General features: G+C 33.3%; 20 protein-coding genes, 1 pseudogene and 1 riboswitch. Of the genes and pseudogenes, 13 read left to right on the top strand and 8 right to left on the bottom strand.

All coding sequences use genetic code 11. The features are described from left to right. Positions 1-168: 168 nt before the first annotated feature. Positions 169-717 (top strand): DUF2179 domain-containing protein, encoded by a 549-nt coding sequence (locus tag COL05_RS13345; protein WP_098668961.1) that lies wholly within the window; start codon positions 169-171, stop codon positions 715-717. A gap of 106 nt (positions 718-823) precedes the next feature. On the opposite strand, the gene COL05_RS13340 is transcribed toward COL05_RS13345, so the two are convergent. From COL05_RS13340 to COL05_RS13330, 3 genes are all read right to left on the bottom strand, one after another. Next, on the bottom strand, positions 824-1,063 hold the full coding sequence (locus COL05_RS13340; RefSeq protein ID WP_098668960.1) for a DUF3923 family protein: 240 nt from the start codon (positions 1,061-1,063) through the stop codon (positions 824-826). A 76-nt stretch (positions 1,064-1,139) separates the two neighbouring features. Beyond that, positions 1,140-1,520, bottom strand: a complete 381-nt coding sequence (locus COL05_RS13335) for a hypothetical protein (protein WP_142337476.1) — start codon at positions 1,518-1,520, stop codon at positions 1,140-1,142. A 152-nt stretch (positions 1,521-1,672) separates the two neighbouring features. Further along, on the bottom strand, positions 1,673-2,872 hold the full coding sequence (locus COL05_RS13330) for an MDR family MFS transporter (protein WP_098668958.1): 1,200 nt from the start codon (positions 2,870-2,872) through the stop codon (positions 1,673-1,675). Between the two features lie 112 nt (positions 2,873-2,984). Here COL05_RS13330 and COL05_RS13325 point away from each other — a divergent pair, with 112 nt between their 5' ends. Both COL05_RS13325 and COL05_RS13320 read left to right on the top strand, forming a co-directional pair. After that, positions 2,985-3,527 (top strand): CGNR zinc finger domain-containing protein, encoded by a 543-nt coding sequence (locus COL05_RS13325; protein ID WP_142337475.1) that lies wholly within the window; start codon positions 2,985-2,987, stop codon positions 3,525-3,527. 41 nt (positions 3,528-3,568) lie between these two features. Next, entirely contained in the window at positions 3,569-4,324 is a 756-nt protein-coding gene (locus COL05_RS13320; RefSeq protein WP_098668956.1) for a class I SAM-dependent methyltransferase, read from the top strand. Between the two features lie 55 nt (positions 4,325-4,379). Here COL05_RS13320 and COL05_RS31365 read toward each other — a convergent pair whose 3' ends face one another. Beyond that, complete coding sequence (locus COL05_RS31365) at positions 4,380-4,523, bottom strand: hypothetical protein (RefSeq protein WP_000945246.1); 144 nt, start codon at positions 4,521-4,523, stop codon at positions 4,380-4,382. 97 nt (positions 4,524-4,620) lie between these two features. After that, a riboswitch (cyclic di-AMP (ydaO/yuaA leader) is annotated at positions 4,621-4,763 on the bottom strand. 38 nt (positions 4,764-4,801) lie between these two features. Then, positions 4,802-5,263 (bottom strand): GNAT family N-acetyltransferase, encoded by a 462-nt coding sequence (locus tag COL05_RS13310; RefSeq protein WP_098668955.1) that lies wholly within the window; start codon positions 5,261-5,263, stop codon positions 4,802-4,804. Between the two features lie 127 nt (positions 5,264-5,390). Here COL05_RS13310 and COL05_RS13305 point away from each other — a divergent pair, with 127 nt between their 5' ends. Both COL05_RS13305 and COL05_RS13300 read left to right on the top strand, forming a co-directional pair. Then, entirely contained in the window at positions 5,391-5,639 is a 249-nt protein-coding gene (locus COL05_RS13305; protein ID WP_098668954.1) for a GlsB/YeaQ/YmgE family stress response membrane protein, read from the top strand. 63 nt (positions 5,640-5,702) lie between these two features. Continuing rightward, positions 5,703-6,824 (top strand): AI-2E family transporter, encoded by a 1,122-nt coding sequence (locus COL05_RS13300; protein ID WP_142337473.1) that lies wholly within the window; start codon positions 5,703-5,705, stop codon positions 6,822-6,824. A gap of 74 nt (positions 6,825-6,898) precedes the next feature. Here COL05_RS13300 and COL05_RS13295 read toward each other — a convergent pair whose 3' ends face one another. Beyond that, complete coding sequence (locus COL05_RS13295; RefSeq protein WP_098668952.1) at positions 6,899-7,210, bottom strand: hypothetical protein; 312 nt, start codon at positions 7,208-7,210, stop codon at positions 6,899-6,901. Positions 7,211-7,332: 122 nt separating this feature from the next. Between COL05_RS13295 and COL05_RS13290 the strand changes: the two are divergent. From COL05_RS13290 to COL05_RS13275, 4 genes and pseudogenes are all read left to right on the top strand, one after another. Beyond that, positions 7,333-7,470: pseudogene (locus COL05_RS13290) on the top strand (tryptophan--tRNA ligase); the annotation flags it as partial. A gap of 76 nt (positions 7,471-7,546) precedes the next feature. Further along, positions 7,547-7,696: a hypothetical protein gene (locus COL05_RS31360; RefSeq protein WP_098668951.1), complete on the top strand. Its 150-nt coding sequence runs from the start codon at positions 7,547-7,549 to the stop codon at positions 7,694-7,696. Next, positions 7,689-8,447, top strand: a complete 759-nt coding sequence (locus tag COL05_RS13280) for an ABC transporter ATP-binding protein (RefSeq protein ID WP_142337472.1) — start codon at positions 7,689-7,691, stop codon at positions 8,445-8,447. Before COL05_RS31360 ends, COL05_RS13280 begins: the two co-directional genes overlap by 8 nt. Further along, positions 8,444-10,933, top strand: coding sequence for an FtsX-like permease family protein (locus COL05_RS13275; protein ID WP_098668949.1), 2,490 nt, complete (start codon positions 8,444-8,446; stop codon positions 10,931-10,933). Before COL05_RS13280 ends, COL05_RS13275 begins: the two co-directional genes overlap by 4 nt. Before the next feature lie 41 nt (positions 10,934-10,974). Here the strand turns inward: COL05_RS13275 and COL05_RS13270 are convergent, their stop codons facing one another. Then, complete coding sequence (locus COL05_RS13270) at positions 10,975-11,424, bottom strand: NUDIX hydrolase (protein WP_098668948.1); 450 nt, start codon at positions 11,422-11,424, stop codon at positions 10,975-10,977. A gap of 18 nt (positions 11,425-11,442) precedes the next feature. Next, the gene (locus COL05_RS13265; protein ID WP_098668947.1) at positions 11,443-12,282 is read right to left on the bottom strand and encodes a DUF2785 domain-containing protein; all 840 of its coding nucleotides are present in this window, start codon (positions 12,280-12,282) and stop codon (positions 11,443-11,445) included. A 123-nt stretch (positions 12,283-12,405) separates the two neighbouring features. Here COL05_RS13265 and COL05_RS13260 point away from each other — a divergent pair, with 123 nt between their 5' ends. From COL05_RS13260 to COL05_RS13240, 4 genes are all read left to right on the top strand, one after another. Further along, positions 12,406-13,128: a GNAT family N-acetyltransferase gene (locus tag COL05_RS13260; protein ID WP_098668946.1), complete on the top strand. Its 723-nt coding sequence runs from the start codon at positions 12,406-12,408 to the stop codon at positions 13,126-13,128. Positions 13,129-13,393: 265 nt separating this feature from the next. Continuing rightward, a complete protein-coding gene (locus COL05_RS13250) occupies positions 13,394-14,413 on the top strand; it encodes a tyrosine-protein phosphatase (RefSeq protein ID WP_098668945.1) in 1,020 nt (339 codons plus the stop codon). Positions 14,414-14,502: 89 nt separating this feature from the next. After that, positions 14,503-15,213: a YjjG family noncanonical pyrimidine nucleotidase gene (locus tag COL05_RS13245; RefSeq protein ID WP_098668944.1), complete on the top strand. Its 711-nt coding sequence runs from the start codon at positions 14,503-14,505 to the stop codon at positions 15,211-15,213. A gap of 167 nt (positions 15,214-15,380) precedes the next feature. Continuing rightward, the gene (locus COL05_RS13240) at positions 15,381-16,343 is read left to right on the top strand and encodes a tubby C-terminal domain-like protein (RefSeq protein ID WP_098668943.1); all 963 of its coding nucleotides are present in this window, start codon (positions 15,381-15,383) and stop codon (positions 16,341-16,343) included. Positions 16,344-16,440: the final 97 nt, after the last annotated feature.

The raw sequence follows: 16,440 nt of genomic DNA, 5'->3' as shown, positions 1-16,440 counted from the left end.
CCATTAAAGCGGGATAAAAGGAATCAAATTAACGACAAATATAATACGCTTCTTTTTTGTGTTTTTCAATAGTATGAAAAATAATAAAAAAAAATTTAAAAACCCATCGATTTCTAAAGGTTATGTATGTTATCATGACAAAAGACTTTTTGAAAGAGGTGGATACCAATGTTACAAGCGCTACTTATTTTTGTGCTTCAAATTATTTACGTTCCCATTTTAACAATTCGTACGATTTTGCTTGTAAAGAATCAAACCAGATCCGCTGCTGCTGTTGGATTGTTAGAGGGAGCTATTTACATTGTCAGTTTAGGTATTGTGTTTCAAGATTTATCAAATTGGATGAACATCGTTGCCTATGTCATTGGCTTTAGTGCGGGACTGTTATTAGGCGGTTATATAGAGAATAAATTAGCAATTGGTTATATTACGTATCAAGTTAGTTTACTAGACCGTTGTAATGAATTAGTAGATGAATTACGTCACTCTGGATTTGGCGTTACAGTATTTGAAGGCGAAGGTATTAATTCTATACGTTATCGCTTAGATATCGTTGCAAAGCGTTCTAGAGAAAAAGAACTGTTAGAAATTATTAATGAAATTGCACCGAAAGCGTTTATGTCTTCTTATGAAATCCGTTCATTTAAAGGTGGATATTTAACGAAGGCGATGAAGAAGAGAGCGTTAATGAAGAAGAAAGATGAACATGTATCGTAAAAAAGGGGAGTAGTGCAGCTTTAAAAGTGCAGTATAATCCCATATGTAAAAGAGAGGAATCTATTTTGATGTAGATTCCTCTCTTTTTTTATTGTTAATTGAAAAACTAAATCGTATAATTATTTTTTCTACTCATCCTCAAATTAATGATTAGCCATATAACTTGAAAAAATACAGGTATGATAAACGCGATTAATATAACGATAAGTGATATGGATTTAATTTCGGGTGTTTGGATAACACCAGCACCATCAACGTCGCGTAGCCAAATAATAGCAGCCCATATTCCAAAAATGATAATCCAAAATATGTTACCAATCCACCAAGAAATCCATCGTTTTTTCATGTTAACACCCCTTACATTTCTTCTCTGTTAAAAGTATATTTTCATTCGTTACATTTATAATGAAAAGACTATAAAATTAGTTGTTATTAACTGTATATCTAACCTGTTTAAAGGTTACCATTTCGCCATCGTTATCATCATCTTCATTCTGTAAAAGTTGAACTCGTGGTTTGTAGTCTGTCCGATGAGCATCCTTGATACCTGTAATATCAAGCTTGTAGGATTCACCATTCTTTATTTTTTGTTCGAATACTTTTGTATTGGCAACATAAATAAAAGTTACTTTATTTTCATCAATGCCCTCGGTCTTAATTTCTAATTGGTTATCTTTTGATGTAATCGTCGGTGTTAATAATTCAATACTGCCGTTTCCGGTTTCTAAAGAATTTTCTACTATAGTTGAACATCCGGATAATATGATTGCGATAAATAGCAGAACCATTAATTTCTTTTTCATAACATCCCCCAATTTCAAGTGATTTTTGATTTTGGTATTACTAGACTGCTAGTGTTTTATGTAAATGTTTAGTTAGCATTCTTTTTAATTATACCATAATATGTAAATGAAAGTAGGTGTATATCCAATTTAAGGGGGATTGAAAAGTTTACTTATTGCCGTGAATCAGTATTTTTACAGTAGGTATATATCTTCTTTAGGAAATCCTTTTTCATATTTAAAATATGTAGTGAAATAAAACCAATAAGTCCTATTCCACCGAAAATAAGCCATGGTGTATACATTCCGCTTAAGTTGGCTGTAAAAGATGTACCGGTATAATTACCGATGATAAAACCAAATGCGAGTGATAGTTGATAAAATCCGAAGTAAGTAGCTGTATAGGTTTCGTTACTGTAATTTGCAATAGCAATATCAGCGTTAGGTAATACGAGTGTTTCACCAATTGTAAATAAAATTACACAAATAAATAACCAATATGGGTGCTGGAATAAAGGGATGAGTAAAAAGGAAATCCCCATTAATAAAATACCGTATTTAATAATCGATAGCGTGTTGTATTTGTGAAATAGTTTTCGAAATAACACCATAAATATGACGCCTGTTATTGCATTTATCGTAATCACGAGTGTAGCAAGCTGATTGCTATCACTAATGTTTTTCATATGAAGTGGAAGTGCGACAGTAAGCTGAGTAAACATAATATAGAAGAAAATCATGATAAATGAAAACAGAAGAAAAGACTTGTTTTGCAAGATAGCCTGTATACCTAATGTGATAGACGTATTATCAGTAGTGACTTGGAAGTGATTTTTAAGTAAGTAAAAGATAATAGCGAATAACAGCATAAGAGATCCTGTTAGAGAAAAAGCATAGATTGGATTGAGTAAGAGTAAGAACCCTCCGGCAATTGGTCCAATTATTGCACCGCAATTAAAACTAAGGTTTAAATATGTAAATAAATTTTTTCTTGTATGAGCTGGTTGTGAGCCGAATATGGCGCGCGCAGCAGGTTCATAAAATGCAGTTCCAAAGCCGATAAGTGCAGAAGAAATAGAAATGGTATAGAAATCAGAGCATATTCCTAAAGCGATAAATCCAATTCCTCTTAAAGATAATCCGGCTATCATCATAATGATATAGCCTATTTTGTCAGCGATTAATCCTGAGAATAAAGGGACAACTCGTGATGTGATTGTCATAACCGTCAACACTGTTCCTACTTGGACGGCAGAAAAATGAAGAAAGGTTAATAGATAAATAGCTAAAAATGCGTATACCGCAAAATACCCAAAAGACATAAAAAATGAAGAAATAAGCATGAAACGTATCGGTAGTGAGAAACTTTTCATAGAACTCCTCCTAATGTTGTAACCAGTAAAATAATTTGATGGTTAACTATTTTATATTATAATTATACATAAAGTCAGAAAAAAGTAAATTTTAAGAAGAAGGTGGATGGAATTGAATCAAAATGCACCAAATGAACTAGAATATATTCGAGAATTTTTAAATACATGGAAAATACCAAATGATACGAGAGAAGCAATTGATTTGTTGCAGACCGAAGATGATATAAAGCAATTTATGAACAAACATTTTCATGAAGAGTTTCCGTTTCATACGATAGAGGAATTAAAAAGTTTTCGAGAAGATATTCGGATGACGATTGAAGGCGGAGGATCATTGCAAAAGTGGTTAGAGAAATATCCATTTCATGTACATGTAAAGGAAGATATGAAAGGTATTACGTATGAACCAATGCGCGAAGAAAATATATATACAAAAGTATTAAGCATTGTTTTAATGGCAGTTCAAGAACATTTGTGGGGGAGGTTAAAAGCATGTCCAGATTGCCGCTGGGTATTTTATGACAATTCACGAAATGGAAGTAAAAGATGGTGCGGTATGTACGCTGGAGAAGAAGGAGGAAGAGCGTGCGGTACGATTGCGAAAGTGAAAAATTACCGGGCGAAGAGAAAAGGAAGATCAGGTTATAATGTGTAATTTAAATTAGGGGAAGAAAATGGGATGGGGGAATGTAGAATATGAAGGATACACAAATGTTAACTTTAAATAAAAAGTGTTGGGACACAGTTGCACCTTATTTCTTTCAAGTAGATTGTTTGCCGAAATATGGTCCGTATACAGCGTCTGAAGATGAGATTCATTTGTTCGATTCAATTAGAAATAAAAAGGTTCTTGATATTGGGTGTGGAATTGGGCATTCGCTGCAATATATGGCAGAGCATGGGGCGGAAGAGTTATGGGGTCTTGATCTTTCCAGTGAACAAATTAAAACAGCGAATGAAACGTTAAAGGGTTGGAATCCAAAGTTAGTATGCGGAGCAATGGAAGAAGAATCGGATATTCCGAAAGGGTATTTTGATATTGTGTACTCGATTTATGCATTAGGTTGGACTTCGGATTTAGGGAAAACGTTAGAACTAATTTATTCATATGTAAAGCCAGGAGGAAGTTTTATTTTTAGCTGGGAGCATCCAGTATATTCAAATTTACAGTATGGTACAGAAGAAATTGTTTTCAAGTCTTCTTACCATGAGGAAACGCCTATTACGTTTGAAACATTTAAAGGTGAGAATGTACAAGCGACATTATATAAGAGAAAAATAAGTACATACATAAATGAGTTAAATCGAGCAGGTTTTACAATTGAGAGAATTGAAGAGCCTGAACCATCTAGCGCGTTTGATGAAGAATTAGCTGCGCCGTCTACGAAATATTATTCTTTATATAAAGCTAGGATGGTGCCAACTACTTTTATTATTAAGGCGAGAAAATGAAAAATACAGCGTACACTTTTTTCAGTGTACGCTGTATTTTGTTAAAGGTCAGTACTTATCTTTTCGGCTGGAAAATATGTTGAAAGAAGTATTTGTGATGTAAGTTATCTACAACTTTATTTGCTTGATATGTGCGGTGTTGTTCGAGTCGAAGTCTTTGCTCCATCATTTTGATTGCGTGATCAGATAAACGTAACATTTTACATTTCTCCTTTTCTATAAATATAGGTGACTATTTGGTATCGATCCCATATTTATAATTAAGGAGGCAAAATGTGTAGCATAGGCAAAAAGCACCTTCCTCTCCCATTACGCTTACGAGGTTAGCTGTCGGACTCGGGAAGTGAGAGTTTCCCTACTTAAATAAGATTCGCCCCAAGTAGCATAGCTACAAAAATGGTTCCCCCGCTCCAAAAATTGGACTCAGCAAAAGGTTTTATAAAGTAAAAGATAACATAAATAAATTTATAAGTCAAACTATTTGTTGTTTTCTGATTTTTTAAGGGTGGTTAAAACCACACCATCGGGCAAAACGATAGTTTGTACTTCAATAAAACCATGTTTTTTATATAAAGACAGAGCAGGGGTATTTTCTTTTCCTGTTTGTACAATATATGTTTGGGAAGGGGAGAACATGTCAAATACATATAGTAGTAGTTTTGTTGCAATCCCTTTATGAAAATGATCAGGGGATACTACTAAACGATGAATATCAACTTCCTCTTCATCTACTTTAAAAGAAATAAATCCGACCAGTGTATCTTCATGAAAATAGCCGTAAAACATTTCATCACAGGATTGTATATCGGCTACAGTATCATAAAGACGAGGGATAGCCGTACTATTTATATATTTTGCTTCAATTTCATAAGCGGGTATTTGAATGTTTAAAATAGAAGTAGCGGTATTGTGAGAAGCTGTTATTAATTTTTGAATCATAGGGTAAGACCTCCTTGTAGACTTTATTTTCATAGATTTGACAAGATTTTTCTTTTTTGGATATAATAATTACATAATGATTTAGTATGAAAAAGAAATACACCATAATAGAAATGGAGGACTAAAAATGGGATGGATTATCACATTAATAGTTGGTGCTATTATAGGTGCAATTGCAGGTTCTATAACGGGTAAAAATTTTCCGGGTGGTATGTTTGGAAATATTATCGCAGGTTTATTAGGTGCTTCGTTAGGTGGTAGATTATTTGGATCTTTTGGGCTATCATTTGGTGGGATTCATGTTGTGCCAGCATTATTAGGTGCAATTGTATTAATTCTTATTGTATCATTTGTAGTGAAAGCTGCAAAGAAATAGAGATATAGATTATGACGAAAAGCCCTGAATAAGGGCTTTTCATCTTTCGAAGAGGTGGTTTCGTTGGAGAAATTAAATATAAGAAAAAGAGATAAGTTGAAAAAGTTTTTTAGAGAACACAATTATTTAGCAGTGCTACTTGGGTTTGCACTATTGTTCATTAATATTTTATTACTAACAAAAATATCATTTGTTTTTACACCGTTTATCGTCTTTTTAAAGACAATTTTCTTCCCCGTATTATTAGCGGGTGTACTATTTTATATTTTGCATCCATTCGTTTCACTTCTCGAAAAGAAAGGTGTATCAAGAATTGTATCGATAGCTTCTATATATTTAATAGTAATAGGCTTGTTTGTATTTTTAGTCTTGACGGTTATTCCTATTATTAAAGATCAAATTGATGCATTAATAGATAACTTACCGTATTTCGGTCATGAAATTGAGAGAGCAGCACGTAGATTTGGAGAAAGTAATTTACTAGGAAAAATTCAGGAGAATTTAAATATCGATGTAGCGAGTATGGTAAAAGACTACACAGTTGATTTTACGAAGTCGTTATCATCAGTAACTGGAAATGTAACTGGATTTTTAAGCACTATTACAGAGGTCGTTTTAACATTTGTAATGGTTCCATTTATATTGTTCTACCTTTTAAAAGATGGTGAGCAGTTACCGAATCACTTTTTAAAGTTTATTTCAGAACAAAGACAGCCAGCAGCGATGAGAATACTAGATGATATGCATTATGCGATTAGCTCATATATTAGAGGGCAAATTATCGTTAGTTTGTTTATTGGAATTATGCTATTAATTGGTTATCTTATTATCGGTATTAAATATGCGGTACTCCTTGCTATTTTAGCGATGATTGTAAATATCGTTCCGTATGTAGGGCCAATCATCGCAATTACACCAGCTTTAATTATTGCGTTTATTGACTCACCAGCAATGGTGTTAAAAGTAATTATCGTTATGATGGTTGTACAATTAGCAGAAGGTAAGTTTATTTCTCCGCAAGTTATGGGGAAAAAGTTAGATATTCATCCGATTACTATCATTTTTATTATTTTAACTGCCGGAAACTTATTTGGTATTATGGGGATTATTTTAGCAATTCCAGGATATGCGATATTAAAAGTGTTAGTAACGCATGGGTATAGATTTGTTAAGTTGAATACGTGAAAAAAGAGCTAAAACAGGTAATACTGTTTTAGCTCTTTTTCATTCATAGTTTTATTATAGTAAACAAATTTACCTTATGCGTAGGCTTTTAATTCAATAATGGGTAGATTGCTTTCCTTTAGTTTGTAAGCAAATATTAAATCGCCTATTCGGAAATTAGCATCAACTTCAAGAGAAATGAAAGTACCCCCGATTTCTACTTGGTTTCCGTTCTCATTCTCAAAAGTGAGCGTACCTTCAAACGTTTCTATGTACTCATCACAAGTGTATACATATATAGCGACAGGTGTGAAATGTATAATTACCCCTAAAGTATCATCTTGCACCTTATCATCGTTATTAAACGTATCAATCTTTCCATCATTCTTTTTAGTAAACCAACCCATAACATCACCTCGTTTTTGTAGTGCAAATCGATTCTATATATATTGATTATATATCGTTCGGAATAAATTAGTAATTACTATTATTAAAACTTAACAAAAAGAAAATTCAGTTTTTTATGAGTGAGAAATATGAGATGTATATGAATGAGCCGAATTTATTATACGAAGCGTTAGAAAAAGGTGCTGAGAGGGCGCGTACTATTGCGAAGGTAAATTTAGCAGAAATTAAAAAACGGATTGGATTTGAAGGGGGACGTTAAGCGTTCCCTTATTTTTTTACAAAAAAACCGAACGGAATTTCAATTTGTTACCAATATAGAGTGAGGAGGGATAGAAATGATTACAACTCTCGAGTTAAAAGTGTTGTTATTCCAAATAGGAACAGAAATTGTACCACCTAGTAATTTAAAAGAAAAAATTTTAATTCAGGTTAATTTGATGGAGGGAATAAAACTTAATAATGTTGAGGTGAATCATGATGAGTGAAGTTGTGTTAGCAGTTCAAGATTTAAGTAAAACATATGAGAGTGTAGATACAAATGTTAGGGCGTTACAAAATGTAACTTTGAAGTTAAATAAAGGAGAACTCCTTGCCATAATGGGAACGAGTGGATCTGGAAAGAGTACATTACTTAACATACTTGGTGCTCTAGATAAGCCTGATGAGGGGGTTATCTATGTAAATGGTGAAGTTCCTACAAATATGTTTGTTGAACCATATGCAACGGAGTACAGGCGGGATAACATAGGATTTATTTTTCAATCATTCCATTTATTAAAGGATTTATCTGTAGAAGAAAATATTGCATTACCCCTCATATTATCAGCTGATTCAGAAGAGAAGATACGAGAAAAAACAAATAAAATATTAGATGTTCTTGGTTTAGTAAATTGGAGAAATCATCGACCAGTTCAGCTTTCTGGGGGACAACAACAACGTGTTGCAATTGGTAGGGCATTAATAACATCTCCTCCAATTGTTCTTGCAGATGAACCTACTGGAAATTTAGATTTCAATACATCTAATGATATTTTACGGGTACTAGTCGATATGAAACAAAAATTTAATCAAAGTATGATTCTTGTTACTCATGATCCTCACATTGCTACGTATGCAGATCGGGTTCTCTTCTTTCATAATGGAGAAGTTGTTGATGATTATACATGTTCTCATGGAGTAAATGATATAAATGTTATTTTAGATAAATTTAAAAAATTAATGGAGAAATCAAAATGATAAAATCAGTACGAGGATTAAGCTTACGCTTTTTTAAGACGAATAAATTTACTGCTACTTCCTCTATAGTTAGCGTTATGTTGGCTGTTTCTCTAATTGTTACGATGATTGTATTTTCGAGTCATGCAAAACAGTCTGTTATAAATGAAGTTAAAAATTTATATGGAGATATGGATTTATCTGTTGGATATAACCCTGATCAAAATAAGTTGATGGATAAATCTTTACTACAAAATATTAAGGAACAAGACAATGTTGAATACATGTCAAAAGTATTAGTAAATCATTTACAAGTGAATAAATTGAATACAGCTATTTATACAGTAGGTGTTCAAAATGATTCGTTATCTAAAAGTCGATATCACTTTTCTAAAAATCTATCAAATGAGGAAGTAACATTAAATGATGGATTAGCAGAAACTTTACAAGTAAAAGTTGAGGAAAAGATTGAAATAGAAAATAAATCCTATGTAGTAAAAGAAGTGTTACCTGATATAGAAGCTGGAGGTTCAGCTCCAGATATACTCATTTTATCGGAAGGTGCGGTGAAACAGCACGTATATGAAAAAATGGGTAAATATAATGAGGCTACTTATGTGTTGATAAAAGCAAAAGAGAATGCAGATGTACTAGCGTTGTCTAGTCAAATTCATAAAATAGACAAAGAATTAAGAATCGATATTGCGGAGGAAGATGAGTTTTTAAAAAGTAATTTAGCATCATTACATATTTTTACAATCGTTTTATCTGCATTAATACTTATTATTACTGCGTTATTATTGATGTCTAATTTTGAAGTGTTTTTATATAAATATAAAAGTCAATTTGCTATTATGCGATCAATGGGAGCAACAACGAAACAAATGTTTAAAGTTATATTTATTCAATGTAGTGTAATTAATTTTTTTGGTGGAATATTTGGTTTGTTACTAGCTGTAATCAGTAACCGTTTTTTACAAAGTTGGCTAGAGCATATATTTGCTTTTCAAATTAAATCAATGAGTTTCGACTATAAAATAGCAATTGTAACAATGATTTGTAGTATCTTTTTTATTGAATTGTTTATGTTATACCCTTCATACAGAAGTTCGAAAATATTGCCAGTAAAGCTTATGCGCGAAAATGAAGAATCCGACTTTTCTAATAAAAAAACACGCAGTATGATGGGGAAATTCCTTTTAATTAGTAGTATATTTTTAACTGTTTTTGGTGGCTTTGTAGCAAATGCGGGAGATACGCAGGCAATAGTGATATTAATAGGAGCTATATTTCTCGTTTTAGGAGTATATATTTTATTTCCGATTTATCTTTCTTCGATATTACTAGCATGTCTACCTTTAATGAAAAAAGTATTTGGAAGGAACACATTTGTTGCTATTAAAAATGTAATTCCGCAAGTAAGGAAAAATACATTTGTTATCTTAATGATAAGTACAATGATGGTGATAGTTGTCTTCGGATCCACTATATTTAAAACGATGCAAAAAAATAATGAAAGATATTTAAAACGAGAATTTCCAACACATATTGTTGTAGAAAATCGTTTGAATAATGATTCAACAATTACCTCACCTCATATACAAAATATATGTAAAGAAATAAGTAGTGTAAAAGGAGCTAGTACGATTAGTACGAACTCACTGGCAGAATTAAAGCAAGGTGAAAAATATATTACTTTTGACTATAATTTAGGTGATTTAAAAGAAATGGAAAAGCAAGGATTACTGCCAGAAGTACCTGCGAATTTGGAAAATAGTATAATTATTACAGAAGAGTTAGCAGAGCAGCATAAACTTCATGTAGGTGATATTGTTCAATTGGGGCTATTTTCAGAACAGGAACAAAAGGTTAGACCGACTAGTAAGGTAGAAATCGGATTAATTGTTAATGAGCTACCGAATTCGCCTTCCGTGCTCATGGATTGGAGTAATGTAACATATAAACAAGATTATACAGTTTTTGATCGTGCATTTATTAGTTCAAATAATGAGAGAGAGACGTTGGAGCAATTAAAGAAATTGAAAGGCCAATATCCACAATTAAAAATAAGTAGTTATACTCAATCGTTAAAGCAATCTAATTTAATGTTTCAGCAAAGGTGGTCCATCTTCATTGTTGTTATTGTAGTAATTTTGTTTAGTGTAACATTAGGGGTATGTAATACACTTATAAATAATATTCAATCTAAAAGAAAAGAGTTTGCTATTTTACGAGCAATAACAGTTAAGAAAAAAGGGATTGTACAAGTTATTTTGACGCAAGTTCATTTATATGTACTTATTGGAATTATACTAGGGGCTTTGATAGGGATATTATTAACCTATGTGGTAAGTATAATAGATCGTACACCTTTATATTTTGATTTCAAACTTATCGTAACGGTAATAGTGGGGATGTTCGGAATAGTCCTTATTATTTTTATCCCTTTTGCTAATAGAATAGGAAACAGGGATATTGTTCAAGAGTTAAATAAGGATAATAAATAAAATATAGTCAAGATGAATTCCATCTTGACTATATTAATAATTCAATTCGAATTCTGAAAGTCGGTAACAATCCTCTCAATAACAGAAGGAAGATTACTAGGTAACTCATCAAGTGGAAAAAAGTGCAGTTCTTTCGATTCCGTTTGGTCGCATACAAGCTCACCATGGAATTCACGGCAAATATAAACAACGAGTACACCGTGTACTTGATCGCCGTTTGGATAGATTTGAAAGAAATCAGGTCCTGAGTATGTACGGAATAGTTCTGGATTTTTAATAATAAGTCCAGTTTCTTCATATATTTCTCGTTTTAAAGCTTCTTCTAACGTTTCGTTATATTCTAAGGCGCCTCCAATAATGCCCCAGCGGTTGAAATCTGTACGTAGCTGCAGTAATATTTCATTTTTCTCATTTAATATAATGGCGTGTGAACCTATTAAAATAAGTGGATGATTTCCTACTAAATTTCTCATGTCTTCAATATAACCCATATTTGTTCTCCTTATATGTTAATAATAGTTAGGAAGTTCTTTTAACATTCTTTCTGTTTTACGTGCAGTAAAGGCTAAGTTATGGTCATCTTTCGTTCTGAAAAATAATGTGCGTAAAAAGGTTTTAATGTTGGCACATAAAATACAATATTCATTTAGCGAAAGGCGTTTTCTAATTTGAGGAAGCCTTTTTATTTTTTTATGAATAATTGAAATTAAATCATCTTGCGGGAAGTCATGATATAGCATCGATAGTAACGGCGTAACAATTCGTTCATCTTCATTGTTATGAAAAAGGTCAGATGGAATGAAGATTTTATTTAATAAACAATGAATTAATTCTTCATACCACTCAAAAGTCGTATAGGAATTGTGAACAATTTCAGTAAAGGCATCAGATACGTGTGCAAGACAATGAGCCCATCCTTTATTTTCAATATAGCCTCGGAAATCCGTTTCTAAGTTTGTGTATGTAATGAGTTTGTTTTTTATTTCTTCGATATCCTCCTCTGTAAAAAAATAGTGCGAGTTAGCAAATTGGAGTATTAACGCAATTAACGAAACAGTGTAAGAACGTGTGAAAACCCCATCTGTATGTGGGGAGTAAATGTCAAAATATAAATACTCATCACTTAAACAAGTTTGCAACAGTAATTTTAGTTGATCATCCATAAGGAATTCATGATGAATGAAATGTGCAAAACATTTATATATAAGTTGGTAACGAACGTAACTATCAGTCGTTCCGATATACTGAAGCATGTTGAGTGTTAACTCATTTATATCTATATGTTGCAGTTGCGTATAGTCATTTTGTTGTATAAGCTCTAACTGTTGTTGTAACGTTGTAATATCCAATGGAGAACCTCCTCCGCACTTTAAAGATGCGATGTTTTCTAGTATTCTATATATTCAAGGACAATCCTGCTCATGCAAGGAGAACAAATAGAAATTCGAGTATGACATAGATGAGGGAAGTATATGATGACTATAGAACAGTTAGAAAAACATTTTAAAATAAGAAGAAATGCTTCTTCTATCGTGATAAAAGAAAATAATGCAGAGCCTTTTACAGAAGCGCAATTAAAGGAAATGGTGCAATACTGCGTTGCTGAGGCTGAAAAAGAGGAAATAGAAAACTTACACTTTGAGATTTCGTCAAAAAGTCCAAATTACGATGTGTATAAAAAATGTTTCGAAACGTATTCATTTGAATATGTTACTGAAAACATGATTGTGTTTAAGGATATATATGAAGTAGAAGATGTAGGAAGTGAAATTGATTTTAAGCTGATTGAAGAAGTAGGAGAAGATACATTTTATTCTCTTTGGAACGAAATGACGGAAGAGCACGTCACTTATGATCAATTTATAAATATGATGCTACAAGAAATTGGTGAGCAATGGAAAGAACATTGTTTAACCGCGAGTGTAGGTGAACAGTTGATAGGAATTGTAATCCCACATATTGAAAGAGGAACGTTAGAAGAAGGAAAACTCATGTATTTCGCAGTCGCTCCAAATATGCGAAATAAAGGATACGAAGCAGCATTCTTTACAGGAGCAATGTTTGTCTTAAAAGAAATAGGTGCATCTTATTATATTGGCGAGACAAATGTGCAAAATGAGTGGATGAAGGATGTTTTTGAAAAGAATGGATGTCAGCTGCTGAGTTGTACTGAGCGATATGTGAGGGGGTTTTAGGAGGATGAATGGTCTATATTCTCGAACTCGTATAGCGGGAGGGGACTATTTATTCGCACCCTGATTGCGGGACAGTTGTATATAAAGATTTAGGTGATGAACAAATTGCATATGTCTTTCGAGGGAATCCGTGTACAACTTATGAACAAGTAAAAGAACTTTTTGCCTCTTTGTAAGATAAAAAGAAAAATGAGAACGACAAAATAGATATTCCTATAATACAATAAAGAAAGATTCGATTATATGAGAAAGCGTTGGTGAAAGAATGGAGCAGCAAAGAAATGGGTTACAAGCAACTGTAGAAAGAAACGAAGATAATACGTTACAAATAAAGTGGGAAAATAATATAGAGAAAGTTCACATTTACTGGAGTACTTCGCCAGATCATATTGAAGAAACTGGAGGATTACTTGCAACGGTAAATGGAGAATCATCATGTACACTTGTAAACCCGAGTGAAAATGAGCGTCCATATTTTAGACTAGTAGGAAGTAATGGACAAGCAGTGACAGTAGCTGAGCGTAGATTGCCATTACAAGGCGCGTTTAACTTCCGTGATATGGGAGGATATGAAACGACTGAAGGTCGTAAAGTAAAATGGGGCAAGTTGTACCGTTCTGAAGAATTAGCAGGACTAACAGAGTGGGATATCGACTATTTACAAAAGTCTGGTTTAAAGTTAATTTGTGACTATCGTACAGACTTTGAGGTAAAGCATAAGCCAAACCCAGAAATTACAGGCGCTCGTCAAGTGTGCTTACCAGTTATGCAAGACTTAGCGAAAGATTTAAATATAAACGAGTTTTTCCAAGTTGGTGACCTTTCTATGTTAGGGAAACCAGGCGAGTATCTTGTGAAAATGAATCAAGATTTCGTAAGTGGTAATGAAGCATTCGTGAGCTTCTTAAACTTAGCGCAAAACCCAGAAAACTTACCGTTAGTAAACCATTGTACAGCTGGAAAAGACCGTACAGGATTTGGATCAGCATTATTATTACTTTTACTAGGTGTACCAGAAAAAACAGTAATGGAAGACTACTTACTAAGTAACGGTTTCCGTGAAAAGTTAAATGAAAAAATGATGGCCTTTTTAGGTGCAAAATTACAAAACGATGAAAGTAGAGCAATATTAGGTGCAATGTTTGAAGCGCGTGCTGAATATTTACAAGCTGCGATTGATGAATTGAAAAAGCAATACGGTTCAGTTGAAGCGTATGCTGAAAAAGCACTTGGCTTTACGAAAGAGTCGTTAGAGGAAATGAAAGAGTTATTGCTAGAGGATTAATAATGAGGAGGGAGGCTGATTGGGTTAGCCTCCTTTTCTTATTGTTGTTATAATTAAGCTATGAGAATATAGGAGTTGAGGAGAACATCATGAAATACAAAGTTATATTATTCGACGTAGACGATACATTATTAGATTTCCCTGAAACGGAAAAACACGCATTACATAATGCGTTTGTACAGTTCGGAATGCCTACAGGGTATAGCGATTATCTTTCAAGTTATAAAGAGATTAGTAATGGATTATGGAGAGATTTAGAAAATAAAATGATTACGCTAAGTGAATTAGCGGTAGATCGATTTAGACAATTATTTGCCCTTCATAATATAAAAGTAGATGCGCAGCAATTTAGCGATGTATATCTTGAAAACTTAGGGAAAGAAGTACATCTTATAGAAGGTGCAGTGCAATTATGTGAGAACCTACAAGATTGCAAGTTAGGTATTATTACGAATGGATATACGAAGGTGCAACAATCGAGAATTGGAAATTCGCCTTTATGTAATTTCTTTGATCATATTATCATTTCAGAAGAGGTTGGTCATCAAAAACCAGCACGTGAGATTTTTGATTATGCGTTTGAAAAGTTTGGGATTACAGATAAATCAAGTGTATTAATGGTTGGAGATTCGCTTACTTCTGATATGAGAGGCGGAGAAGATTACGGCATTGATACGTGTTGGTATAATCCGAGTTTGAAAGAAAATAGGGCGGATGTTAAGCCGACTTATGAAGTGAAGAGTCTGCTACAAATTTTAGAAATTGCGGAAGTGGCGAAAGAAAAGGTAGCTTCATTTTAAACGTGTTGATATATTTTGAGTTATGATAGGTATATTGGAAAAAATCGTCGATATAATTTGAATTGCGTTCAATTTATCCCGCTTTAATGGGCAGTAAGACCCCACCTCAAAATNNAAAGTTTCACTTTATATCGATGATCGGTGTAATAACTAGAGGTGAGTGAAAGATGTTAACGTTTTTATTTGAGTTAGACAAGAGTATTCCGCAGAAGGATGAACCGCGGTATGTCGCTTATGCAAATGGCTTTATTGAAGGGGATGTAACGATTTTTGTCGGTGACAGCGTACTTTTTCAGAAGTCATGCATGAAGGTTGCAGAGCTTGGTATTTATTTAGGACAGTGGATGGAACAAGTGCAACATGGGCAGAACGAACAGTTGAATTATGAAACGAGTGATCGTGAGGAAGTAATTCTTGGATTCTTATACGAAGAGGAAGATCAGTGGAGAGTTGCTTCCAGTTGGCAGCAATTTGAACTGCAAGAGCGTATATCCACTACAGCATTAGTAGAGAGCGTTGGGCGTTATTTGAATGAACTAAATAAGGAACTGCGCGCGATAGAATATCCTGTAACGTTTGATCAGTATTTAAGAGGAGAGCGCATGATGCAGCTTTCTTACAAGCGACTGTGTGATAGTAAGGCGGATACGACGTCAATAGAAGTTTACAATGAAAGCGAAAGAGTAGGCGCAGTACGGGGCTATTATAAAAATACGTTGATGAAAGTACTAGACTTTATTCCGAAAGTCGGTAGTAATATCATTTATGAAATAAAGGATAGTAAGGACAATATTTGCGTCGTTGCAAAGGATGTAAGTAGGCAGCGTCAAAGAAGGATTTTATTAACATACATCGATCATCATGATGCAGAGCATGAAATACTTATATGTGACGGAAAGTTATTAGATGCAAATTTCTTATTTACCTTTACATATAAGAGAGAGGAATATGTTGTTCACAAAACTCCAATTGGACTTGGAAAGTTATTAAGAAACGGATATGTAATCGCAGATTGGAATATTCGTCTTGAGGAAGATATGTATGATATTGAGATGAATATATATGATGAGAATTATATAGAGGATCAATATTTATTGTTAGGCGTATTTCATTCGATATTGTATGGGTAATCATTGTTATAAACGAAAAATACCGGCATTCTTTGTGAAGAGAATGCCGGTATTTTTTATCCTACTTTAATGGGCAGTAAGACCCCCACCTCAAAAT

Origin of the sequence: Bacillus sp. AFS059628, assembly GCF_002571225.1 — a bacterium.
In the GTDB taxonomy this organism is placed as follows: Bacteria; Bacillota; Bacilli; order Bacillales; family Bacillaceae_G; genus Bacillus_A.
This window is presented reverse-complemented; position numbering and strand designations above follow the sequence as displayed.

Excerpts from the sequence above, each read along its gene's own strand:
- COL05_RS13345 (WP_098668961.1), top strand. The coding sequence starts at position 169 with ATGTTACAAGCGCTACTTATTTTTGTGCTTCAAATTATTTACGTTCCC.
- COL05_RS13340 (WP_098668960.1), bottom strand. The coding sequence starts at position 1,063 with ATGAAAAAACGATGGATTTCTTGGTGGATTGGTAACATATTTTGGATT.
- COL05_RS13335 (WP_142337476.1), bottom strand. The coding sequence starts at position 1,520 with ATGAAAAAGAAATTAATGGTTCTGCTATTTATCGCAATCATATTATCC.
- COL05_RS13330 (WP_098668958.1), bottom strand. The coding sequence starts at position 2,872 with ATGAAAAGTTTCTCACTACCGATACGTTTCATGCTTATTTCTTCATTT.
- COL05_RS13320 (WP_098668956.1), top strand. The coding sequence starts at position 3,569 with ATGAAGGATACACAAATGTTAACTTTAAATAAAAAGTGTTGGGACACA.
- COL05_RS31365 (WP_000945246.1), bottom strand. The coding sequence starts at position 4,523 with ATGTTACGTTTATCTGATCACGCAATCAAAATGATGGAGCAAAGACTT.
- COL05_RS13310 (WP_098668955.1), bottom strand. The coding sequence starts at position 5,263 with ATGATTCAAAAATTAATAACAGCTTCTCACAATACCGCTACTTCTATT.
- COL05_RS13305 (WP_098668954.1), top strand. The coding sequence starts at position 5,391 with ATGGGATGGATTATCACATTAATAGTTGGTGCTATTATAGGTGCAATT.
- COL05_RS13295 (WP_098668952.1), bottom strand. The coding sequence starts at position 7,210 with ATGGGTTGGTTTACTAAAAAGAATGATGGAAAGATTGATACGTTTAAT.
- COL05_RS31360 (WP_098668951.1), top strand. The coding sequence starts at position 7,547 with ATGATTACAACTCTCGAGTTAAAAGTGTTGTTATTCCAAATAGGAACA.
- COL05_RS13280 (WP_142337472.1), top strand. The coding sequence starts at position 7,689 with ATGAGTGAAGTTGTGTTAGCAGTTCAAGATTTAAGTAAAACATATGAG.
- COL05_RS13275 (WP_098668949.1), top strand. The coding sequence starts at position 8,444 with ATGATAAAATCAGTACGAGGATTAAGCTTACGCTTTTTTAAGACGAAT.
- COL05_RS13270 (WP_098668948.1), bottom strand. The coding sequence starts at position 11,424 with ATGGGTTATATTGAAGACATGAGAAATTTAGTAGGAAATCATCCACTT.
- COL05_RS13260 (WP_098668946.1), top strand. The coding sequence starts at position 12,406 with ATGATGACTATAGAACAGTTAGAAAAACATTTTAAAATAAGAAGAAAT.
- COL05_RS13250 (WP_098668945.1), top strand. The coding sequence starts at position 13,394 with ATGGAGCAGCAAAGAAATGGGTTACAAGCAACTGTAGAAAGAAACGAA.
- COL05_RS13245 (WP_098668944.1), top strand. The coding sequence starts at position 14,503 with ATGAAATACAAAGTTATATTATTCGACGTAGACGATACATTATTAGAT.
- COL05_RS13240 (WP_098668943.1), top strand. The coding sequence starts at position 15,381 with ATGTTAACGTTTTTATTTGAGTTAGACAAGAGTATTCCGCAGAAGGAT.